Source organism: Streptomyces sp. RK9, from assembly GCF_045070545.1.
Classification (GTDB): Bacteria; Actinomycetota; Actinomycetes; order Streptomycetales; family Streptomycetaceae; genus Streptomyces; species Streptomyces alboflavus.
Window position 1 is genome coordinate 1673693 of the sequence record NZ_CP173704.1, and the last position, 21622, is coordinate 1695314.

The following is a 21622-nucleotide window of genomic DNA, read 5'->3' on the forward strand; positions in this document are numbered from 1 at the left end:
GGGCGCGGGTGCGCGTCCGGGGCCGGGCGCGGCTAGGGGTGCGGCGGCGCCGTGCGGGCCGCCGGGTCCAGCCTCAGCATCGCCGCCTCGTCCGCGCTGCCCGGCTCCGCCTGGTAGGTGACCAGGCGCTGCCCGCCCGTCCTTGCCAGGCGCATCACCTCGTACGTGAGGGACATCGCCCCCGCCTTCGGGTGCGCGAACGACTTCACGCCGCCGCCGCGCTCCCGCACCTCGTACCGGTCCCACATGCGCGCGAACTCCCCCGACTTCAGACAGAGTTCCCCGACCAGGGCGGCCAGCTGCGGCGAGTCCGGGTCGCGCCCGCCGACCGCGCGCAGATGCGCCACCGACTTGGCGACGGTCTCCTCCCACGGCACGTACAGCTCGCGGCCGACGGGGTGCAGGAACATGTAGCGGGTGATGTTGCGCTGCTCGGCGGGCCAGTCGAACAGGCCCGGCATCAGGCGGCGGCCCGGGGTGTTCGCGGCGAGCAGGTAGTTGTGCGGGCTCACCACGTACGCGGGCAGCGGGCGCAGGGCGTCCAGCATCCGCACGACGGTGTCGCGCACCGCGAACTCGGTGGTCGGCGGCGGTTCGCCGATCCGGCCCGACGCCAGCTCGGCCAGCTCGTGCAGGCGCTCGTGGGCGTCGCCGCACAGCCGCAGCGCGCGGGCCAGCGAGTCGATCACGGCCGGTGAGGGGTTGGTCTCGCGGCCGCGCTCCAGGCGCGTGTAGTAGTCGACGCTGACCCCCGCGAGCGTCGCCAGCTCCCACGGCGCAGCCCCGGCGTCCGGCGCAGGCCCGTCCCGGCCGGCAGGCCCGCCTCCGCCGGGCTGACCTGGGCGCGCCGGGCGCGCAGGTAGCGGCCCAGCTCGGTGCCGTTTCTCTCCGGGGAAGTGCCGTGCGTCATGGGTCCAGTGTCCGTGAGCCGGCGGAGAAGTGGGGGGCCGTGTCAGGGCCAGGAACGCCGCGGTCTGCCGGGGGGCGCGCGGGCGGCGGAAGGTGGACGTGGCCCACCCGGCCGCACCCCCTCGCCCCCGAGCCCTTCGCGGGCCTCGTGCCCCTCTCGCACCCAGGAGATTCCGCATGTCGTCCACCGTCCCCTGCACGGACCGGCCAGCCGGGCCGACGGAGCCCGCACTCCCTGCGGAACCCGCACTCCCCACGGAACCCGCGGCACCCACCCGCCCCGAGCGCCCCGCCCTCGCCCTCGTCGCCGCCCTGCTCGGCTTCACCGTCATCACGGTCGACGTGTCCGCGGTGAACATCGCCCTGCCCGGCATCCGCGCCGACCTGCACGGCGGCATGACGGGCCTGCAGTGGGTCGTGGACGCGTACACGCTGATGTTCGCGGCGCTGATGATCTCGGCGGGGGCGCTCGCGGACCGGGCGGGGGCGCGGCGCGCGTACGCCTGGGGGACGGCCCTGTTCGCCCTCGCCTCGCTGGCCTGCGCGCTGGCGCCCGGCATCGGCTGGCTGATCGCGGCCAGGGTGGCGCAGGGCGCGGCCGCGGCGGTCGTCATGCCGGCCTCGCTCGCGCTGATCCGGCAGGCGTACGACGACCCGCGGCGCCGCGCCCGCGCCATCGCGCTGTGGACGGTGGGCGGCTCGGTCGCGATGGCGGCGGGCCCGGTGCTCGGCGGGGTGCTGTCGGAGACGGTGGGCTGGCGGGCGGTGTTCCTGCTGAACCTGCCGGTGGGGGCGCTGGTCCTGCTGCTCCTCGCCCGCGTCGCGCCGTCCCCGCGCCGCCCTTCCCCGCTCGACCTACCCGGCCAGCTCGCCGCGGTGCTCGCCCTCGCCGGACTCGCGTACGCCGTCATCGAGGGCGGCCACGCGGGTTGGACGCACCCGGCGGTCCTCGCGGCCGTGGCGGTCACGGTCGCCGCCGGATTCGCCTTCCACGCCGCCGAGAAGCGCCACCGCGCGCCCATGGTGCCGCTCCCGCTGCTGCGGCGGCGCGAGGTCGGCGTCTCCCTCGCCGTCGGCTTCGCGGTGAACGCGGGCTTCTACGGCGTGGTGTTCCTGCTCGGCCTGTACTGCCAGGAACTGCTCGGCATGTCGGGGATCGCGACGGGCCTGATGTTCGTGCCGCTGGCCGCGCTCATCACGTCGACGAACCTGATGTCGGCCCCGCTCGCCGACCGCGTCGGGCGCCGCGCGGTCATCGTGACCGGCCAACTCGTCCTCGCGATCGCCATGTTCGCGCTGCTTCCGCTCGCCGCGGACACACCCCTGTGGCTGGTTCTGCTGCTCCTCGCCCCGACGGGCATCGGCGGCGCGCTCGCCGTGCCCGCGCTGACGGCCCTGCTCCTCGACGCCGTCCCCGGCCACCGCGCGGGCACGGCGTCCGGCCTCCTCAACTCCCTGCGCCAGACGGGCGGCGCGCTGTCGGTGGCCCTGTTCGGCGCCCTCATCGGCGGCGGGGACGGCGGGTCCGGCTTCGCGGTGGCGGGGATGCGGCAGGGGCTCGTGGTGGTCGGCGTGACGCTGCTCGTGACGGCGGCGCTTTCGAGGTGGCTGCTGCCGCGTACGGAGACGGCGAAGCCGCCCGCCCGGAGGCGGACGGCTTCACCCGGGGCCGGGACGGGTCCCCGCTAGCAGTTGCCCCTCGCCGGCTTCCCCGCGAACCGCTCCGCCAGCCACTGTGCCGCCAGCGGCGACTGGGTGATCACGCCGGTGACGTGTTCGCCGAGCGGGACGGTGTGCCACTCCACGTTCGCCTTGCGGGCGCACCAGTCCTTGCGGACCTGGGTGCCGACGCCGTACGGGATCAGTTCGTCGGCGAGGGCGTGGTAGAGGTACACCGGCGCGTCGGGGGCGCGGGTGCCGACCTGGGACTCGCGCAGGCGCTGTTGCCAGTCCGGCTGGTCGAGGGGGTTCTTGACCGTCATGTCCTTGATCCGCTTGAACGAGCCGAGGACCGCGCCGTCCGCCACGCAGCTGTTGCGCAGCGCGCCGATCAGCGCCTTGCCCGCCGGGTTCAGGTACGACTCCAGCTTCAGCTCGGGGAACGCCGCGTTCTGGCCGATGGCCGCCATGAAGATCAGGCCCGAGCCGTACGAGCCGTCGTTGAAGGCGGCCACCTTCTGCAGGTCCCCGGGCACGCCGCCGGTCGCCGTGCCCTTGACCTTGAGGTCGGGGGCGTACGAACCGTGCAGCTCGGCCGCCCACGAGGAGGCCTGGCCGCCCTGCGAGTAGCCCATGATGCCGACCGGCGATTCCTTCGACAGGCCCGCCTCGGGCAGCCGGATCGCGGCCCGCGCGGCGTCCAGGACCGCCTGGCCCTCCGCCCTGCCGACCGTGTACGTGTGGTCGCCGGGCGTCCCGAGGCCCTCGTAGTCGGTCACGGCGACCGCCCAGCCGCGCAGGGTGAGCTGCTGGATGAGGTTCGCCTCCATCGTGGTGCCGCGGGGGAACCCGGCGCTCGGCGCGCAGTGGTCGCCGACGCCGACCGTGCCGACGGCGTAGGTGATGAGCGGGCGCGGGCCCGTGCGGCCGTCCTGCGGCACGATGACCGTGCCGGAGACAGTGTTCGGGGCGCCCTTGGCGGTGGTCGAGCGGTAGTGGATCTTCCAGGCCTTGGTGTTCGTGGGCTGGCCGGGCAGAGGGTGGAAGGCGCTCGGCTCGGAGCTGACGATGTCGCCGGGTGCGGCGGCCGGGGCGCGGTCGTCGGCGGGGGCGTTCGTGTCCTGGGCGTGCGCGGTGGTCGTGAGGGTCGCGGCCGCCAGGCCCGCGGCGGCCGTCAGGGCGACGGCTCTGAAGCTGGTGGGTAGGTGCATGCGGCTCTCCCAACTGTTCGTGGGGGAAAGAAAGGTCGAGCGGGGTGGAGCGGGTGGAGCTGGGTGGGACGAGTCGAGCGGGTGAAGCGGGTGGCGCTGGGCCGGACGGGACGAGGGGGGACGGGAAGGGGTTGTGTACAGGCGTCGACCGTAGTGACTACTGAGTAAGTTCCGGGCTGACGGGAAAGCTCAGCTTCGTTGACCTGGTGTATCAGCCCTGCCCGGGCGGGACGGTGAACCTGCGGCGTGCGCCCCCGGCGCGTCGGGGCGGCAGGGCTCCGCCGGGTCGGGGGCGCGGGCCTCCCCGACCTCCCGCCCACCCGGCACCTCCGCCCGATACGCCCCCGGCGTCGTCCCCGTCCACCGCCGGAACGCCCGGTGGAACGCCGTGTCCTCGGAGAAGCCGAGCCGCGCCGCGAGCCGCGCGATCGGCTCCCGCCCCTCCGCGAGCCCCGCGATCGCCGCGTCCCGCCGCACCGCGTCCTTCAGCCGTTGGTACGACGTCGACTCCTGCGCGAGCCGCCGCCGCAGCGTCGCCGGGCTGACCGCGAGCCGCGCCGCGATCTCCCCGAGCGAGGGCAGCCGCGGCGAGTCCCGCAGCGCCACGGCGAGCGCCCGCCGCACCTGCTCGGCGACCGTCGTCCCGTACTCCCGCCGCGAGAGCAGGTCGAACGGCGCCCGCCGCAGCATCGCCGCGAGCGCGTCCTCGTCCCGCACCAGCGGCGCGGCCAGCCAGTGCGGGGCGAGCCCGGCGCCGGTGCGCTCCGCGCCGAACCGGACGGGGCAGCCGAACAGCTCCTCGTACTCGTCCTTGTGCGGGGGCGGTGGATGGCCGAAGTCGGCCCAGCCCAGCTCGATGCGGCGGCCGATCAGCCAGCTGCACAGCCGGTGCCAGATGATGACCAGGCACTCGGCGAGGAAGAAGTCCTGGTCGAGGTCGTTGCGTACGGTGAAGACGACACCGTCGTCCGTACGGGTCAGGGCGAGGTCCGGGCCGCCGGGGAACAGCCCGTAGAAGGTCACCCCGCGCTCCATCGCCGTCCCCAGGTCGCGGCAGCCCAGCGCGGCGTAACACATCATCGCGAACGTCCCCGGCCTGCTCGGCGACGACCCGAGCCCCAGGAACTCGTCGTCCGTCGCGCGGTACAACTGCCGGAACAGCCGGGCGAACTGCGGCGCCGTGATGCGCGCCCGGTCGTCCCCGAGGAGCAGGGGCGGTATCTGCGCGGCCTGCAGCAGCGGCACGGTGTCGACGCCCGCGCGCTCGGCCCCGCGCAGCACGGCCCGCACATGGTGCACGGTGATCGTCCGCCTGGCCATGGTCATGACGTTAGCCGTCGGGGGCGCGGGCAAGAAGGGGGCGGCGGGGGAGCCCCGGGGTTGGCCGAATCGGCCCGCCGTCGCCCCGACGCCGATCGGGGGCGGGCCCGGGCGGCCTACACGTGCTGCATCACCAGGACGAACGTCGTGCCCGGCACCAACGCCTCGTACGCGTGCGGGACATCGCCCCGGTACGACATGTAGTCGCCGGGGTCCAGCTCGACCTGTTCGCCGTCCGGGCCCGCGAGCATCCGGCCCGTGCTGACGATCAGGTGTTCCACGGATCCGGGGATGTGCGGCTCGGACGCGCGCACGGAGCCCGGCTCCATGGCGCCGTGGTAGATGTCGCGCCGCACGCCGGACGGGCCCGCCGACAGGAGCGTGCCCGCGTACGAGGCCTGCTCGGCGCGCATCGTCGGGCCCTCGCCCGCCCGGATCACCGTCACGGCGGGGCCCGGTGACTCGACGAGCACGCTGAACGGCACGCCCAGGCCCACCGCGAGCGCCCACAGCGTCTCGATGCCCGGGTTGCCCGTGGCCGCCTCCAGCTGGGACAGCGTGGACTTGGCGATTCCGGCGCGTTTGGCCAGCTCGGAGAGGGAGAGGCCGGCCCGGGTGCGCTCCCGGCGCAGGGCGGCGGCGACCCAGTCGCGGGGCAGGCCCGCGGGTGCGTTCCCGCCGCCCGGTCGGGGGTCCTTGGCGCCGTCGCCGAGGTCGGTCATGCGCTGCACGCTCCCTGCGCTGTCGGTCCGGGATTCCGGCCTATTCGTTCGGTACAGGGTACCAATCGTTCGGCTTGACGAACGCTTCGTGATCTGACCATGCTACGTGGCATGCGTTCGCCACACCGAACGGATGACCCCGCAGACCGAACGACGGGGTTCGTCCGGCTCTCCGACCTGCCCCCGGGCGTCCTGCGCGACATCGCCCTCGTCTGGGCCGCCGACCTCGTCGTCGGCGTCTCCTTCGGCGCGATCGCCGTCGCGGACGGCCTGCCGGTCTGGGTCCCTGTCGCCATGTCCCTGCTCGTGTACGCGGGCTCCGCCCAGTTCAGCGCCGTCGCCGTGCTCGCCGGCGGTGGCGGCGCCGCGGCCGCGGCGGCCACCGGGCTGCTGCTCAACTCCCGTACGGCGGCCTTCAGCCTGGCCGTCGCCGACAGCCTGGGCCGGTCCTGGGCGGCACGCCTCGTGGGCGCGCACCTGATCACCGACGAGACGGCGGCCTTCGTCCTCGCCCAGCCGGACCGGCGCAGCCGGAAGGCCGCGTTCTGGATATCGGGGATCGGCCTCTTCGCCGTGTGGAACGTGAGCGTGCTCGCGGGCGCGGTCGCCGGTTCGGCGCTCGGCGACACCGCGCGGTTCGGACTCGACGCCGCGTTCCCCGCGGTGCTGCTCGCGCTGGTCATGCCCGCGCTGCGGGACAGCGGCAACGCGCGCAGGGCCGGGGCCCTCGGCGCGGTGATCGCCGTCGCGGCCACGCCGGTGCTGCCCGCGGGGGCGCCGGTGCTGCTCGCGCTGCTGGGGCTCGTGGCGATGCGGAGGGGGTCGGGCAAGGGGGCGGTGGCCGCTGCGGCCGAGGGGCGGGGCGCGGCTCCGGACGAGCCTCAGGCCCAGGCCCAGGCCCAGGCCCACGCCCAGGCCCAGGCCCAGGCCCCCGAAGATCCCACCCCCGAGCCCGCCCCCGCCTCCCCGGGAGCCCCCTCATGAACGCCTACCTCCTCTGCGTCCTCGTCCTCGCCGCCGGCACCTACGCCTTCCGCCTCGCCGGACCGCTCCTCCACGGCCGCGTCGAACTGCCCGTCCGCGTACAGGAGTTGCTGACCGTGGGTGCGACCGTGCTGCTCGTCGCGCTGCTCGCCACCGGTGCGCTCACCGAGGGGCAGGGGTTCGCGGGCTGGGCGCGTCCGCTGGGGGTGCTGGTCGGGGGCGTCCTCGCGTGGCGGCGCGCGCCGTTCGCGTTCGTCGTGGTGGGCGCGGCGGGGGCGACGGCGCTGCTGCGGCTCGTGGGCGTCTCCTAGTCGGCCGGTCGGCTGGTCGACTGGTCGGCCTTCTCCGCCGCGTACAACTTCTCCACCACCGCCGCGTACCGCTCCACCACCGCCCGCCGCCGCACCTTCAGGCTGGGCGTCAGCAGTCCGTCCGCCACCGAGAAGTCCTCATCCAGGACAGCGAAAGTCCGGATCATCGCCGGGCGCGAAACCTGTGCGTTGGCCGCGTCGACCGCCTCCTGGACGAGGGCGCGGACCCTCGGGTCGGCCGATGCGGGCTCGGTGAGGGTCAGGCCCGACCGGGAGGCCCAGCCCGCGACCTCCTCCGCGTCGAGGGTGATGAGCGCGACGGGGTGCGGGCGCCGGTCGCCGACCATCACCGCGCGGGAGACGAACCGGGAGGCCTGGATGGCGAGTTCGGACAGGGACGGGGTGAGGTTCTTGCCGGCCGAGGTGATGATGAGGTCCTTCTTGCGGCCGGTGATGCGCAGATAGCCGTCCGCGTCGAGGGCGCCCAGGTCGCCGGTGTGCAGCCAGCCGTCGTCGTCGAGGGCGGCACGGGTCGCGGGCTCGTCGGCGTGGTAGCCGGGGAAGACGTTGGCGCCGCGGGCGAGCACTTCGCCGTCGTCCGCGATGCGCACCTCGCAGCCCGCGACGGGCCGCCCGACGGTGCCGTACCGCACGGCGGCCGGATGGTTGAGGCTGATGACGCCGCCGGACTCGGTCATCCCGTACCCCTCGAAGACCCGGATGCCGCAGGCCCGCAGGAAGTCCAGGACGTGCGGGGCGATCGGCGCGCCGCCGGTCAGCGCCCACCGCAGGCGCCCGCCGAGGGCCTGCCTGACCGGCCCGTACAAGGTCTTGTCGGCGGCCTCGTGCGCGTCGCGCAGCTCGTCGGGCAGGGCGCCTTCGGCCGCGAGCACGCCGATCCGTACGGCCTCCTCGAAGCGTTCGCGCCCGCCGTCCTGCGACTCGGCGAGCGAGAGCACCACCGAGTGGATCTTCTCGAAGAGGCGCGGCACGGACGGCAGATGGGTGGGCCGCGCCTCGGCCAGCTCGGCGACGACGTCCTCGATCCGGCCGCCGAAGTACACGAGCGTGCCGCCAACGATGAGGGTGGTGAACTCGATGAACTGCGCGAGGAGATGGGCGAGGGGGAGGTAGAGGTACGCGGCGTCGCCCGGGCCGCCCTCGATCAGGGGCAGCGAGGCGTCCTGTACGGCGCCGATGTTGCCGTGGGTGAGGACGCAGCCCTTGGGGGGTCCGGTGGTGCCGGAGGTGTAGATGATGGTGGCGGGGTCGGCGGGGGTGCGGGCTCGGGCGCGGGCGAGGAGGGGGGCGGCTGCGGTGTCGGCCGGGGATTCGGTTGTGCTGTCGGCCGGGGCCTTGGCTGTGCTGTCGGCCGGGGTGTCGGCCCGTTCGGGTGGCGCGTCGGTGGTGCCGGGCGCGGGCGCCGCGTACGCCTCCGGCCCCGTCATCACCACGACCTCCCGCACCCCGGGCAGCTTCCCCCGCAGCCGCTCCACCTTCGCCGCCTGGGCCGCGTCCTCGCAGAGCACCACGGAGGCCCCGGAGTCCCCGAGCACCCAGGTCACCTCGTCGTCGCCCGCCGTCGGGTACACCGGCACCACGACCGCGCCCGCGGCCATCGTCCCGAAGTGCGCGTACGTCCACTCCACGCGGGTCTCGGCGAGGACGGCCACGCGGTCGCCCGGTGCGACGCCGAGACCGAGGAGGGCGCGCCCCGCGTCGCGTACGGCGGCACGCAGCCCCTCGTACGACACCTCCTGCCAGCCACCGCCCCGCTTGAACCGCAGCGCGGGCAGCCCGCCGTGACGGTCGGCCGCCCACTCGGTGAGGACGGACAGGGTGCGGGGGCGGTCGGGCTGCGGCGGCGCGGGAGGGGTCATGGCTCGACGCTAGGGAGGGGCGTCGGCGGGGAGGATGACGGGAAACGTCAGCGCCGCTGGCCGGGGCGCTCATCGGAGCCGGCACGTCCAGGTGTGCCCGGTCCGGGATCAGCGCAGCGCGTCGATGGCCTGCACGATCAACGCGCGCGCGTCGGCGCCGTACACAGCCATGCTCCGCAGCTGCTCGAATGCCTTCACGTACAAGGCGATCTCGGACGGCTGGGTGACGTTCACCTCGGCGGACAGCAGCTCCACCGACACCAGCGTGTCGTCGTGCACGTCGAACGTCTCCTGCGGCGACAGCGCACGCTCGCGCGTCGCCGTCGGGATGATCCCGAACGACACCTGAGGGAGGGCCCCGGCGGTCAACAGGTATCCCAACTGCGCGGCCATCGCGTCGGCGTCACCGAGTTGGTAGCGCAGCACCGCTTCCTCGATCACGAACACGAAGCGGTGGCCCGGCTCGTGGATGACCTGCGAGCGCTGCACGCGTGCTGCTGCGGCGTCCACCCCGTCGTCGGGTACGTCCAGGCCAGGCCCGTCCGGACGCGGCGGCGCCATTCGCGGTAGAGCGAATCGGCGTGCTGTGAGGCGGCGAGCAGGTCCGGGATGTGTTCCGTGGCGCCGGTCGCACGGCACCACAGACGGATGTCCGTGGGCGAGGGCGGGGTGTGCGCGTTCTCGATCCGGCTGGTCTTGGCGTGGTGCCAGCCGCACTGGGTGGCCAGCTCGGTGACCGTCAGACCGGCGTTCCTCCGCAGGCCTCGAAGCCGCCGCGCCACGTTCTCGCGGGCGGCGTGGGCTGAGGACGACGGTGAGACGGGCATGAGCTGGCCGTGGTGCCTTCGGTGTCAGTGGATCTCGTACTGCTCGTGCGGGACGGCGCGTTCCCAGACGGCTTCGAACGCGTCGACACATTGTTTGACGATGCCGGGCTCGGAGCGCAACTCCATGTCCGGGTCGGCCCAGTTCCCGTCCCCTGTGAAGTGGTTGAACAGCACGCGCGTCCCGTCGAAGATCCACAGGTCGGCGCCGGGCAGCATCAAGTCGACCGCGCGCGGTCGGGGCAGCCATCGAACCTGCTCCCCGGCCGCGACGTTGACGACCGCCCCGGCGTGCTCGTAGCGGATGTAGTCGGTGACCGGTTCGGACACGATGCGTGCACGCCGTACGACCACGCCACGGGCGACCGCGCCGGCGATCATGTCGACCCAGGGCGCCCAGTACTCCGAGCCGGGGTCGACGTCCCGACGGCCGGTTCGTAGCCAGGAGTCGAAGTCGTCGGCCTCGTCTCCGACGGCGTACTGGTCACGCATCTCGAGGTGCACCGCCGAGTGCCGCGCGGCATCGAGGAGGTCGTCAGAGCTGAGCGCGCTCTGCAGCATCGCAGGCCTCCCTCAGGACCGGGACCAGACGGGCAGGAACGCGGATCACGGTCTCGTGGACGGGGATGCCCGGCACCGTACTACGTCCTCATCGCCACGGACGCCGCGTGGCACGGAACCGAGGAGCGGCTCAGCACGAACACGCTCCTCGGGGTGCCCCGCCTCGGCCACCCCCTCCCGGCGCTGACGCGGTGGGTGGTCCCGCCGTCGGCGCCCGGCGACCTGTGCGACCCCGGGCACCTGGCCGCACTGAAGGCGGCCCAGGGCGCCGCCGCGCGCGCCCACCGGAAGTAGGGGCTCGCCGGTCAGGGCTTGCGCCGCTTCGTGTCCAGCAACTGCTCCCGCAGCACCGTGAGTTGGTGCGACGTCTCCACGGCCCGCCCCTCGTCCAGCGTGGTCAGCGCCAGCAGCAGGACGTCGGCGACCACCAGGGCCGTGAGTGCCTCCGTCGTGATCCCCGTGGGCGTGTGCGGTGCCGTCAGGACCGCGTCGACCCGGTCGCCGTACACCTCCGCCAACTCGTCGGTGACCAGCACGACCCGCGCCCCCACCGCCCGCGCCCGGTCGATCAGCACGGACAGCTCCGGCAGGGCCCGTCCGGGCTGGAAGATGACGACGGCGTCACCCCGCCGCAGCGCGAGCAGGTCGTCGGCGAGGGCGAAGCCGGTCGCTCCCACGTGCCGGGCCCGCCGCCCGATGCGGCCGAGCGCCAACGCCAGGTGGCGGGCGGCCAGTTCGGACGCGGCGACCCCGAAGCAGTGGATCTCGCCCGCCCCGGCGAGCGCGCCGACCGCCGTGCGCAGCGCCTCGTCCGTGGTGAGGCGGCGGGCGTGCCCGATGCGGTCCTGGGCCTCGTCGAACACCTCGTCCCAGATGCCGCCGAGGTCCCGCCCGACGTGCGCGATGCGCTGGGCGAGCCGGACCTCGGGCGCGACGCTGGAGGTGAAGTCCGCCGTGAGGTCGCGCTTGAGGGCGGGCAGGCCCGCGTACCCCAGGCGCTGGAGGGCCCTGACGACCGTGGCGTTGCTCGTGCCGCTCGCCGAGCCGAGTTCCTGCGCGGAGGCGAAGAGGAGGGACTCGGCGGGCGCCCCCGCCAGGTACTGCGCCACCGCGCGCTCCGACGCGGACAGCGTCTCCCACTGGTCCCGCACGGCGACCCGCAGCCGGGCCAGGCCGCCCGCGGCGCCGTCCCCGCCGCGCCCCGACCCGGCCGTCCCCGTCGCGCCGCCGTCCTGGCCGGACCCCGGCCCGCCTGTCTCCGTCGCGCCGCCGTCCTGGCCGGACCCCGGCCCGCCCGGCCCCGCCGCGCCGCTCCCGCCGCCCGCCTCACCCTCAGGCATCCCTGAAATCTCCATTACAGCTCTTGACTCCCGTGTGATCCCCGTTACTCTCCTGGACAACGCATTCCAAGGAGAGAGAGTTCCGTAACCGACGTTACAGGACGGCGGTCCCGGGGACCTCTCCGTCGCGAGGAGAAGCATGGCACCGCGCACCGCCCCCGCAGGCCCGACCGACCCGGCCGCCCCCGACCCGGCCGCCCTCCTTCCGGCCGACCCTTCCAGAACGCTCCCGGTCGTCGAGATCTCCGGCGCCCCCGCAGCCCGCGGCCGCCAGTACGGCGAGGCGGTCCGCCCCCAGCTGCACGCGGCGCTCACGTACTACGAGGCCGCGTTCGACCAGTCGGCCGGGCTGACCTGGGACCAGGTCACCGACCGGGCCGCCCGCTGGCTGCGGCCCGTGGAGGAGTACGCGCCGGACCTTGCCGAGGAGATGGCAGGGATCGCCGAGGGCGCGGGCGTCGGGCTCCTGGACGTCCTCGCCCTGAACGCCCGCGGCGAGGTCATCTACGACCGGTCGTTCAAGGACATGGCCGCACCCAGGCGCACGGAGGAGGAGCCTCCCGACGGCTGCACCTCCTTCGCCGCCTACGGCGAGGCCAGCGGCGACGGCCACGTCTACGCCGGGCAGAACTGGGACTGGCGGGCCGGGGTCGCCGACACCGTCGTGATGCTGCGGATCGTCCAGCCCCCGAAGCCCACGCTGATCATGCAGGTGGAGGCCGGCCAGATCGGCCGCCAGGGCGCCAACTCCGCCGGGATCGCCCTCAACGCCAACGGCCTCGGCGGCCGCTTCAGCGACGCGGTCGGCCTGCCGCAGACCGTCGTACGCCGCCGCGTCCTGGACCAGCACACCGTCACCGACGCCGTCGACGTGCTCTGCCGCACCCGCGCCCACATCGCCTCGAACGCCCTGCTGACCTGCCGCGAAGGCTTCGCGCTCGACCTGGAGACGACGCCCGCCGGGCACGGCTGGATGTATCCGACCGACGGCCTCCTCGTGCACGGCAACCACTACCAGGCCGGTGTCCCCGCCGCCCTCGCCGCCGCGTACCGCCCGATGTCCCCGGACTCGCTGATCCGTGTCCCGCGCGCCGAGCAGGGTCTGCGCGCCCTGCGCGGCGCCACCGGGCCCGACGAGTCCCTGAAGATCATCAAGCAGGCCATGTCCGACCACCTGGGCCGCCCCGAGTCGCTGTGCACCCACCCCGACCCGCGCCGCCCGCCCCTCAAGCACTGGGCCACCCTCGTCTCCTCCTGCGTGGACCTGACGACCGGCGACTACCGCGTCACCGCGGGCACCCCCTGCGACCGCGACTACCAGCACCTTCCGTGGAACCTCTACGACGGCCCGTACGGAGAAGCCAGATGACCACGAAGCGCCCGCAGCGGCCCCCGCGCAGGATGCGGCCCCCGCGCCCGACGCGCCCCCGTGCCGTCGGCGCCGCCCTCGCCGCCCTCACCCTGCTCGCCACCGCGGGCTGCGCCGGAGCCGACACCTCCGCCCTCGGCGGCAGGCCCGCCGACGCCGCGAAGCTCAAGCTGTCCCCGACGACCCCGCCCGCCCGCGGCCAACTCGACCGCGCCGACTGGCTCCTGGAGGACGAGCCCGACTCCCTCGACCTCGACACCCAGGGCACCAGCGCGGGCCGCGTCGTCCTCACCAACGTCTGCGAGCGGCTCTACCAGCTCAAGCCCGACATGAGCGTCGAACCGTTCCTCGCCGAGAAGGCCCGTACGCCCGACGACCGCACCCTCGTCCTGACCGTCCGCGACGGCGTCACCTTCCACGACGGCTCGAAGCTCACCGCCGCCGACGTGCTGTGGAGCCTGAAGCGGCACGCCGACCCGGACATGGAGCAGGCCGACGAGTTCGGCAATGTGAGGACGATGGAGCGGACCGGCCCGCGCGAGATCACCGTGCGCTTCAAGGAACCCGACGCCCTGTTCACCAAGGCGCTCGCCGGGGACGCGGGCATCGTCTGGAACCCGCGGCAAGTGCGGGAAGCCGGGAAGGAGTTCGGCACCCCGGGGCACGGCGACGCCTGCTCGGGTCCGTACCGCCTGAAGAGCTGGAAGTCCGGCGACTCCCTCACCATCGAGGCGTACGAAGGGTATTGGGGCAAGAAGCCGCTGACCCGCCGCGTCGACTTCCGCTGGGCCTCCGACAGCGCCCTCGTGAACGCCCTCAAGACGGGCGCCGCCGACGGCACGTACGCGGAGTCGCCCAACACCGCCGCCGCCCTGCGCACCACCAAGGGCCTCCAGCAGTACTACGGCCCCTCCACCGCCTCCCTCGTCCTCATCCCGACCGCCCGCGGCGGCCTGAAGGACCCGGCGATCCGGCGCGCCCTGTCCCTCGCCCTGGACCGGAAGGGCATCGCCGACTCCGGGTACGGCGGGCTCGTGCAGCCATGGGCGTCACCGGTCGGGGCGGGCGCCTGGGGGTACGAGAAGCGGCACTTCGCCGCCGCCCAGCGGAAGCTGACGGCGGTCGCGCCCGTCTCGCCCACCGCCGACGACCTCGCCGAGGCCAAGCGGCTCGTCAAGGAGGCGGGCGCGCCGGACGACCCGATCGTCATCGGCACCGACAGCAGCCAGGGCCGCACGGTCGTCGCCAACGCCACCCGCGCCGCCCTCCAGCGCATCGGCCTGAAAGCGCAGATCAAGACGGTGCCGCCGGCCCAGTTCGAGGAGTTCTACAGCGACCCCGGCGCCCGCGCCGACATCGACGCCCTCGTCGGCGACTGGTACATCTCCAAGTCCGACCCCATGGGCTTCTACGACAACGGCCTGTCCGACTCCTCCAACAACTGGGTCGGCTTCAAGGACGCCACGTACGACCGTCTGACGCACCGAGCCCTCGGCACGCTCGACGACAAGCGCAGGGCCAGGATCGCCACCGACATCCAGCGGCGGTTCGTGAACGCGGCCGTCTGGATCCCCGTGGCGCAGGTGCCCACCGCGCTCGTCCTCAGCGACAAGCTGACCGGACCGCCCGCGTCCCAGGCCTACCTCTACTACCCGTGGGCCGCCCGGCTCGGCCCGCGAAAGGCCGGGTGAGCCCCATGGCACTTCGCCTCGCACTCCGCGTCGGCCGCCGCGTCACCGGCGTGCTCGCGACGCTCCTCGCCGCCTCCTTCGTCATCTTCGCCGCCGTGTACGCGGCGCCGGGCGACCCCGCGGTGTTCCTCGCGGGCGGCCGCGACAAGCTGACGCCGGAACGGCTCGCGCAGGTGCGCGCCGAGTACCACCTGGACGAGCCCCTGTTCGTCCAGTACGGCCGCTGGCTGTGGGACTGCGTCCACCTGGACCTCGGCCGCTCCTTCAAGTACAGCGACCAGGTCGCCGACCTGGTGGCCGCCCGCTTCCCCACCACCCTCCAACTCGTCCTGTACGCCACGGTCCTGTTCGTCGTCCTCGGCGTGGGCGCGGGCGTCCTCGCCGCCGTGAAGCGGTCCACGTGGGTGGACTCGGCGGTGGTCGGCGCCACCACGCTCGCCGCGTCCGTGCCGTCGTTCGTCGCGGCCATCGCGCTCGTTTCGTTCTTCGGGGTGCGGCTCGGGTGGTTCCCGGTGACCGGGAGCGGGTCAGGCTTCCTGGACACCGTCCGCCATCTCACGCTGCCCGCCCTGTCGTTGGCGCTCGGCGCGCTCGCCCTCGTCAGCCGTGTCACCCGGCAGGCGATGGTCGACGCGGCGGCCTCCGACCACGTGGAGGCGGCCCGCGCCTCCGGCGTCCCCGAGCGGGACATCGTCCGCAGACACGTCCTGCGCAACGCGCTCGGGCCCATCGTGACCATGTGCGGCCTGGTCATGGCGGGCATGCTCGCCGGCACCGTCGTCGTGGAGACCGCGTTCGGCCTCAGCGGCATCGGCTCGCTGCTCGTCGGCGCCATCAACACCCATGACTTCCCCGTCGCCCAGGCCGTTCTGCTCCTGATGGTCACCGGATACATCGTGGTCACGACGCTGGTGGACGCGGTCCATCCGCTGCTGGACCCACGCGTGGAAGGAGCGGCCCGATGACCGCGATCCTCGACGAAGCCCAGGCCCCGCCCCCGGACTCCGCCCCGCCCCCGGACTCCGCCCCGGCCCTCGCGGCCGTACGCGGTCGCCGCCCCGTCGGCGTCCTCGTCGCGGGCACCCTCCTCGCCCTGGTTGTCATCGCAGCCGCGTGCGCCCCCCTGCTCGCTCCGTACGCCCCGGACACCATCGACCTCTCCTCCTCCCTCGTCGGCACCGGCCGCGACCACCTCCTCGGCACCGACTCCTCCGGCCAGGACCTGCTCTCCCGCGCCCTGTACGGAGCCCGCAGCAGCCTCATCGCGCCCCTGGCCCTGCTCGCCGTCGCCGGCGTGCTCGGCGTCAGCCTCGGTGTGCTCGCCGCGTGGCGCGGCGGCTGGGTCGACGTCCTCGTGTCCCGCCTCACGGACGTGATGTACGCCTTCCCGGGCCTGCTGTTCACCGTCCTGATCATCGCGGTGTTCGGCGCGGGCATGACGACCTCCGTCCTCGCCCTCGGCCTCGCCTTCACGCCGACCGTCGCCAAGTACACGCGCTCCCTGGCCCTCTCGGAGGCCCGCAAGCCGTACGTCGACGCCTACCGCGTCCAGGGCATGGGCGGCCCGCGCATCTGCGCCGCCCACGTCGTCCCGAACCTCGCCCGCGCGATCCTCGGCTACCTGGTCGTCCTCTTCGGCGAGGCCCTGATGTCCCTCGCGACCCTCTCCTACCTGGGCTTCGGCGCCCAACCCCCGTCCTCCGACTGGGGCCTGATGGTCCAGGAGGGCCAGGCCGCGATCGTCCAGGGCGCGATGCTGCCCGCACTCGTGCCCGGCACCGCCATCGCCCTGGTGGTCGTGTGCTTCAACGTCGTCGGCGTCTGGGCCGCCGACCGTCTGGGGAGGCAGTGATGAGCGAGATCCGTTCCGGGGGTACGGCGGCTTCGGGGGACGGCGACGGCGTCGCGGCGGGGCCCGGTGCCGGTCCGGTGCCTGAGGCTGCCGCGAGGCCCGGGGCCTCTGCTGCGTCCGGCGCCGCGGCCGCGCCCCGTGCCCTGCTGGAGATCACGGACCTGACCCTGCGGCTGCCCGGCGCCGCCCGCCCCGTCCTCGACTCGGTGTCCCTGACCGTCGCGCCCGGCGAAGTCGTGGCCCTGGTGGGGGAGTCGGGGTCGGGCAAGTCGACGACGGCGAAGGCCGCGCTCGGGCTCTTCCCCGGCGGGGCGGTGGCCTCCGGCTCCGTACGCTTCGACGGCACCGAGGTCCTCGGCCTCACCGGCGAACGCCTCCGCGCTCACCGCGCCGACGGCGTCGCCCTGGTCCACCAGGACCCGCGGGCCGCCCTCAACCCGGTGCGGCGCGTCGGGGACTTCCTGGTCGAGCGCGGGGCCAGCCGGTCGGAGGCGGTCGAGCTGCTCGCCTCCGTGGGGCTTTCGGACCCGGAGCGCCGGGTGCGGCAGCGGCCGCACGAGATGTCCGGCGGGATGCTGCAGCGCGTCGTCATCGCGGGCGCGCTCGCGGCCCGGCCGCGGCTGCTCCTCGCCGACGAGGCGACCAGCGCGCTCGACGTCACCACCCAGGCCGACATCCTCGCCCTGCTGCGCACCCTGCGCGCCGAGCACGGCCTCGGGCTCCTCTTCATCACCCACGACCTGCATCTGGCGGCCGCGTACAGCGATCGCGTGTACGTCATGTACGCGGGCCGTGTCGTCGAATCCCGTACGGCACCGGCCCTCTTCACCGCCCCCGCACACCCCTACACCCGGGGCCTCCTCACTTGCTCCCCGACCCTGGGCGACACCCTCACCCCTCTCCACCCCATCCCGGGCCGCCCCCCGTCCCTCTCGGACACCTTCCCGGGCTGCCCCTTCACGACCCGCTGCCCCGACGCCCACCCGACCTGCGAGACCTGGACCCCGACCCCGGTGCCTCTGCCGGACGGCGGCACGGCGGCATGCGCCCTGGTGAACGCCGAGCCGGGGCTGAGTCCTGCCTCCACCGCTGTGGGCAATCGTCCCGCAGGGCGGGACGGGTGGGCACAGCCCAGTCCCACGGCGCCGATACGGACAAGGTGAACCACGTATGACCACCCACCTGCTGGAAGCAGCCGGCCTCAGCAAGACCTATCCCCTGCCAGGCGGTGGCTCCCACCAAGCCGCAACCGACGTGACCTTCGCCGTCCCCCCGGGCGGAGCCCTCGGCATCGTCGGCGAATCCGGCTCCGGCAAGACAACCGTCGCCCGCATGCTCGTGGGCCTCGTCCGCCCGGACCACGGCACGATCACCGTGGCGGGCCGAGCCCGGTCACCCCGTCCCCCGAGGGGCAGGTCGGCCCGTCTGGCCAGGGCGCGGGAGATCCAGATGGTCTTCCAGGACCCCTACGTCTCCCTGGATCCCCGCCTGACGGCGACCCAGTGCCTCCGCACGGCCCTGCGCCTGCACGACCGGGGCGAGGCGAACGCGGCGGAGCTCCTGGACCGGGTGGGCCTCGGCCCGAGGGAGGCGGACGCCCGGCCGAGGGATCTGTCGGGCGGACAGCGCCAGCGGCTCGCCATCGCGCGGGCGCTGGCGGTGGACCCGAGGATTCTCGTCCTTGACGAGGCGGTGGCGGCGCTGGACGTGTCGATCCAGGCGCAGATCCTTCAGCTTCTGACGGAGATCAGGGAGGAGACGGGGGTGGCGTTGGTGTTCGTGAGCCACGATCTGGCGGTGGTGCGGCACGTGACGGAGGAGGTCCTGGTGATGCGGCGGGGCAAGGTGGTGGAACGGGGCCCGACCTCCCGGGTCCTCTCGTCCCCCCAGGACCCGTACACCCGCCTCCTCCTGGCCTCCGTACCGACCGAGGGCTGGGACCCGACCACGGCGGCCCGCGCCCGCGAGTCCCTGAACCCGACGAACCCGACGTAGCCCTCGCGGGGCGCCCCAGTCCCACCCCTTTCCCGAAACCGGGGCTGCGCCCCTGGACCCCGTAGGCAGGCGTCCCGTGACGGGTGGGACAGTCCTCCCCCGCTATCGGCGCTCCGCGCCTCGTCCTCAAACGCCGGACGGGCTGGAATATCCCCGGGGCGGGCGGGAGAGGTACAGGTGGGCTGGGAGAGGTGCCGCAGGGCTGATGGTGCCGGGCTGTTGCCCAGCCAAGTGCAGGTGGGGGCGGGCGGGTGGGAGACAGCCCGTCCGGCGCTTGAGGACGAGCGCGCAGCGCGATCCGGGGGTGACCGGGCCGGGGCTGAAGGTGCCGACTGCCCGATCGCACGCCGGGTGGGAGACAGCCCGTCCGGCGCTTGAGGACGAGGCGCGGAGCGCCGATCGGCGCCCACCAAGGCGCCCCCGCCAGCAGAAGGCGCCCCCGCCAGAAAAAGGCAGGAGCCCCGCTGCCCCCACGGATGTGGGGACGCAGGGCTCCTTGGGTACTGCTTCCGTTCCGGATCAACCCACCGCGATCAGGCGGGGGTGACGTTCTCCGCCTGCGGGCCCTTCGGACCCTGCGTGACGTCGAAGGTCACGGCCTGGTTCTCCTCGAGGGAGCGGAAACCGCTGGCGTTGATCGCGGAGTAGTGAACGAAGACGTCGGGGCCTCCGCCTTCCTGGGCGATGAAACCAAAGCCCTTTTCGGCGTTGAACCACTTCACGGTTCCGGTAGCCATAAGCCCTCCTTGGGCCAAAGGGTTGCCCTGCTCCAGAACCTGCGATTGTTGAAACAACTGCAAAAGTCTGAAAACGACGAGAGCCCGCGGGTCACATGCTCCGCAGGCTCTGTACTGCAAGGGAAACCAAACTGCAACTTGCGGTGAGCTTAGCACGCAGGCACCGGGAAGCAATAGGGATCAAGATCACGTCACCCGGAGGTTTGACGGGATCTCAAGCAGGGTTGACGGAGGCGGCTCCGGGCCCCCGGCGACAGTGCCGCGCCGAGACGGGTCTAGCCTCACCGATGTGGACAATTCTCCCGCTGACACCTCGGACGGGGGGGCCTCGGACGGGGCCGCCTCAGCCCGCACCGCGAGGCCGCGCGTCGGCCACATCCAGTTCCTGAACTGTCTGCCCCTGTACTGGGGCCTGGCCAGGACCGGCACCCTGCTCGACTTCGAGCTGACCAAGGACACCCCGGAGAAGCTCAGCGAGCAGCTGGTGCGCGGGGAGCTGGACGTCGCCCCCGTGACGCTGGTCGAGTTCCTGAAGAACGCGGATGATCTTGTCGCGTTCCCCGATCTGGCCGTGGGCTGCGACGGCCCGGTGATGTCCTGCGTCATCGTCTCGCAGGTGCCGCTGGACCGCCTGGACGGGGCCCGGGTCGCCCTCGGCTCGACCTCGCGCACGTCCGTGCGCCTCGCGCAGCTGCTCCTGGCGGAGAAGATCGGCGTACGGCCCGACTACTACTCGTGCCCGCCCGACCTCGGCCTGATGATGCAGGAGGCGGACGCCGCCGTCCTCATCGGCGACGCGGCGCTGCGCGCGAACCTCATCGACGGCCCGCGGCTCGGCCTGGAGGTCCATGACCTGGGCCGGATGTGGAAGGACTGGACGGGCCTGCCGTTCGTCTTCGCGGTGTGGGCGGCGCGGCGCGACTACCTGGCGCGCGAGCCGGATGTCGTACGAGAAGTGCACAAGGCGTTCCTGTCGTCGCGGGACCTGTCGCTCGACGAGGTCGCGAAGGTGTCGGAGCAGGCGGCGCGCTGGGAGGCGTTCGACGCGGGCGTGCTTGAGCAGTACTTCACGACGCTGGACTTCCGCTTCGGCGCGGCGCAGCTCGCGGGTGTGGCGGAGTTCGCGCGGCGCGTCGGCCCCTCGACGGGGTTCCCGGCGGACGTGCGGGTGGAGCTGCTCGGGTCGTAGCGGAGGTCGCGGCCGTGCCCGGCGTGTGTGCCCCCGGGGTCCGGCGGGTCACGCGTTGGGCACGGGCGCCTTCATGTGCTTGCTGATCCACTGGACCGGCCCGTCCGCCATCGCGGGCACGTACGAGCGGGCGTTGTGGCCGCCGCCCTGGATGACGTTCAGGCGCGTCTTGACCGGCCCCTTGCCGTACTCCTTCATGAACGCGCGCAGGTTCGGCCCGCCGGATTCCGCCGTCCCGACCTGGAAGGCGATGTCGACCTCGGGGCCCCCGCGCGCGATCAGGCGCCGGGCGAGCCGTCCGGGGTCGTTGGCGAGCCGCTCCTTCTCGTGGCCCCGCCACAGGGGCGAGTCGGGCACTGTGTCGGGGCCGCTCGCGATGACCGCCCGGAACCGGTCCGGGCGCCCCAGGACCGACTTCAGGCCCACGAATCCGCCCGAAGAGGAACCCATGAAGGCCCAGCCGTCGCGGGAGTCGAAGGTGCGGAAATTCGCCTTCACGAAATCCGGAACGTCCTCCGTCATCCAGGTGCCCATTCGGGGCTGCCCCGGTATGTCACTTCCGTCGTAATAGAACTTGTCATCGGGATTGAGGACGGGCATCACGACGACGAACGGCAGGCTCTTTCCCTGGCGCGACCACTTGGCGATGGAGCTCTCCAGCTTGAGGTCCGTGCCCATCCAATAGTTATTGGGGTAGCCGGGGCCGCCGGGCAGCGCGATGAGTACCGGGAAGCCGCTGTGCGCGTACTTCGGGTCGAAGTATTGCTTGGGCGCCCAGACCCATACCTTTCCGGTGAACCCCGACTTCTTGCCGCGCAGGGTCGTCACGCCGATCTTGGTGCCGTCCTCGAGCGTGCTTTCCGTGGTGAAGTCCGCGCGCGGCCCCGTCGGCATCCGGCTGCCGCTGGCCTTCGCCTGCCGGGTGGCGCCCGCGTCCCGGGAGGCGGACGCCTTCGGGTCGTCGAACCTGACCGGCTCGGGCTTGTCGGACGAGCAGCCGGCGAGGGCGGCCGCGGCCAGTGCGGCGGCCAGGAGGGCGGCGAGGCGGGTCGGGCGGCGGTTCATGGC

Annotated in this window: 19 protein-coding genes and 2 pseudogenes; 11 read left to right on the plus strand and 10 right to left on the minus strand. The window is 73.6% G+C overall.

Annotation, left to right across the window (positions count from 1 at the left end; all coding sequences use genetic code 11):
- Positions 1–32: 32 nt before the first annotated feature.
- Positions 33–910 (minus strand): annotated as a pseudogene (locus AB6L24_RS27680) (helix-turn-helix transcriptional regulator).
- 176 nt (positions 911–1086) lie between these two features.
- On the opposite strand from AB6L24_RS27680, the gene AB6L24_RS27685 reads away from it, so the two are divergent.
- A complete protein-coding gene (locus tag AB6L24_RS27685; protein WP_405659599.1) occupies positions 1087–2598 on the plus strand; it encodes an MFS transporter in 1512 nt (503 codons plus the stop codon).
- On the opposite strand, the gene AB6L24_RS27690 is transcribed toward AB6L24_RS27685, so the two are convergent.
- The 3 genes from AB6L24_RS27690 to AB6L24_RS27700 form a co-directional block, all read right to left on the minus strand.
- Positions 2595–3779, minus strand: a complete 1185-nt coding sequence (locus AB6L24_RS27690) for a lipase family protein (protein WP_405659601.1) — start codon at positions 3777–3779, stop codon at positions 2595–2597. The two genes, AB6L24_RS27685 and AB6L24_RS27690, sit on opposite strands and share 4 nt — an antisense overlap.
- Positions 3780–3968: 189 nt before the next feature.
- Complete coding sequence (locus tag AB6L24_RS27695; protein WP_405659604.1) at positions 3969–5099, minus strand: AraC family transcriptional regulator ligand-binding domain-containing protein; 1131 nt, start codon at positions 5097–5099, stop codon at positions 3969–3971.
- Positions 5100–5215: 116 nt separating this feature from the next.
- On the minus strand, positions 5216–5821 hold the full coding sequence (locus tag AB6L24_RS27700; protein ID WP_405659607.1) for a helix-turn-helix domain-containing protein: 606 nt from the start codon (positions 5819–5821) through the stop codon (positions 5216–5218).
- 111 nt (positions 5822–5932) lie between these two features.
- Between AB6L24_RS27700 and AB6L24_RS27705 the strand changes: the two genes are divergently transcribed.
- Both AB6L24_RS27705 and AB6L24_RS27710 read left to right on the plus strand, forming a co-directional pair.
- Positions 5933–6805: an AzlC family ABC transporter permease gene (locus AB6L24_RS27705; RefSeq protein ID WP_405659610.1), complete on the plus strand. Its 873-nt coding sequence runs from the start codon at positions 5933–5935 to the stop codon at positions 6803–6805.
- Positions 6802–7116: an AzlD domain-containing protein gene (locus tag AB6L24_RS27710; RefSeq protein ID WP_405659612.1), complete on the plus strand. Its 315-nt coding sequence runs from the start codon at positions 6802–6804 to the stop codon at positions 7114–7116. The genes AB6L24_RS27705 and AB6L24_RS27710 overlap by 4 nt, the downstream gene beginning before the upstream one ends.
- Here AB6L24_RS27710 and AB6L24_RS27715 read toward each other — a convergent pair.
- The 3 genes and pseudogenes from AB6L24_RS27715 to AB6L24_RS27725 form a co-directional block, all read right to left on the minus strand.
- Positions 7113–8996 (minus strand): AMP-dependent synthetase/ligase, encoded by a 1884-nt coding sequence (locus AB6L24_RS27715; RefSeq protein ID WP_405659615.1) that lies wholly within the window; start codon positions 8994–8996, stop codon positions 7113–7115. The genes AB6L24_RS27710 and AB6L24_RS27715 overlap by 4 nt on opposite strands.
- 108 nt (positions 8997–9104) lie before the next feature.
- A pseudogene (locus AB6L24_RS27720) lies at positions 9105–9823 on the minus strand (Scr1 family TA system antitoxin-like transcriptional regulator).
- A gap of 24 nt (positions 9824–9847) precedes the next feature.
- Positions 9848–10381: a DUF6879 family protein gene (locus AB6L24_RS27725; RefSeq protein ID WP_405659617.1), complete on the minus strand. Its 534-nt coding sequence runs from the start codon at positions 10379–10381 to the stop codon at positions 9848–9850.
- Positions 10382–10534: 153 nt separating this feature from the next.
- Between AB6L24_RS27725 and AB6L24_RS27730 the strand changes: the two genes are divergently transcribed.
- The gene (locus tag AB6L24_RS27730; RefSeq protein ID WP_405659619.1) at positions 10535–10675 is read left to right on the plus strand and encodes a hypothetical protein; all 141 of its coding nucleotides are present in this window, start codon (positions 10535–10537) and stop codon (positions 10673–10675) included.
- A gap of 11 nt (positions 10676–10686) precedes the next feature.
- Here AB6L24_RS27730 and AB6L24_RS27735 read toward each other — a convergent pair whose 3' ends face one another.
- Positions 10687–11721: a MurR/RpiR family transcriptional regulator gene (locus AB6L24_RS27735; protein WP_405659621.1), complete on the minus strand. Its 1035-nt coding sequence runs from the start codon at positions 11719–11721 to the stop codon at positions 10687–10689.
- A 139-nt stretch (positions 11722–11860) separates the two neighbouring features.
- Here AB6L24_RS27735 and AB6L24_RS27740 point away from each other — a divergent pair, with 139 nt between their 5' ends.
- The 6 genes from AB6L24_RS27740 (at position 11861) to AB6L24_RS27765 (ending at position 18628) form a co-directional block, all read left to right on the plus strand.
- Positions 11861–13090 (plus strand): C45 family autoproteolytic acyltransferase/hydolase, encoded by a 1230-nt coding sequence (locus AB6L24_RS27740; protein ID WP_405659623.1) that lies wholly within the window; start codon positions 11861–11863, stop codon positions 13088–13090.
- The gene (locus AB6L24_RS27745) at positions 13087–14781 is read left to right on the plus strand and encodes an ABC transporter substrate-binding protein (protein WP_405659626.1); all 1695 of its coding nucleotides are present in this window, start codon (positions 13087–13089) and stop codon (positions 14779–14781) included. The genes AB6L24_RS27740 and AB6L24_RS27745 overlap by 4 nt, the downstream gene beginning before the upstream one ends.
- Before the next feature lie 5 nt (positions 14782–14786).
- Positions 14787–15746, plus strand: a complete 960-nt coding sequence (locus AB6L24_RS27750) for an ABC transporter permease (RefSeq protein ID WP_380854383.1) — start codon at positions 14787–14789, stop codon at positions 15744–15746.
- A complete protein-coding gene (locus AB6L24_RS27755; RefSeq protein ID WP_405659628.1) occupies positions 15743–16633 on the plus strand; it encodes an ABC transporter permease in 891 nt (296 codons plus the stop codon). Before AB6L24_RS27750 ends, AB6L24_RS27755 begins: the two co-directional genes overlap by 4 nt.
- Positions 16634–16710: 77 nt before the next feature.
- The gene (locus tag AB6L24_RS27760; protein ID WP_405663377.1) at positions 16711–17796 is read left to right on the plus strand and encodes an ABC transporter ATP-binding protein; all 1086 of its coding nucleotides are present in this window, start codon (positions 16711–16713) and stop codon (positions 17794–17796) included.
- A 7-nt stretch (positions 17797–17803) separates the two neighbouring features.
- Positions 17804–18628: an ABC transporter ATP-binding protein gene (locus tag AB6L24_RS27765; RefSeq protein ID WP_405659630.1), complete on the plus strand. Its 825-nt coding sequence runs from the start codon at positions 17804–17806 to the stop codon at positions 18626–18628.
- Positions 18629–19161: 533 nt separating this feature from the next.
- Here the strand turns inward: AB6L24_RS27765 and AB6L24_RS27770 are convergent.
- On the minus strand, positions 19162–19365 hold the full coding sequence (locus AB6L24_RS27770; RefSeq protein ID WP_016645643.1) for a cold-shock protein: 204 nt from the start codon (positions 19363–19365) through the stop codon (positions 19162–19164).
- Between the two features lie 376 nt (positions 19366–19741).
- Here AB6L24_RS27770 and AB6L24_RS27775 point away from each other — a divergent pair, with 376 nt between their 5' ends.
- The gene (locus tag AB6L24_RS27775; protein WP_380854575.1) at positions 19742–20554 is read left to right on the plus strand and encodes a menaquinone biosynthetic enzyme MqnA/MqnD family protein; all 813 of its coding nucleotides are present in this window, start codon (positions 19742–19744) and stop codon (positions 20552–20554) included.
- Between the two features lie 48 nt (positions 20555–20602).
- Here the strand turns inward: AB6L24_RS27775 and AB6L24_RS27780 are convergent, their stop codons facing one another.
- Entirely contained in the window at positions 20603–21619 is a 1017-nt protein-coding gene (locus tag AB6L24_RS27780) for an alpha/beta hydrolase (RefSeq protein WP_405659632.1), read from the minus strand.
- Positions 21620–21622: the final 3 nt, after the last annotated feature.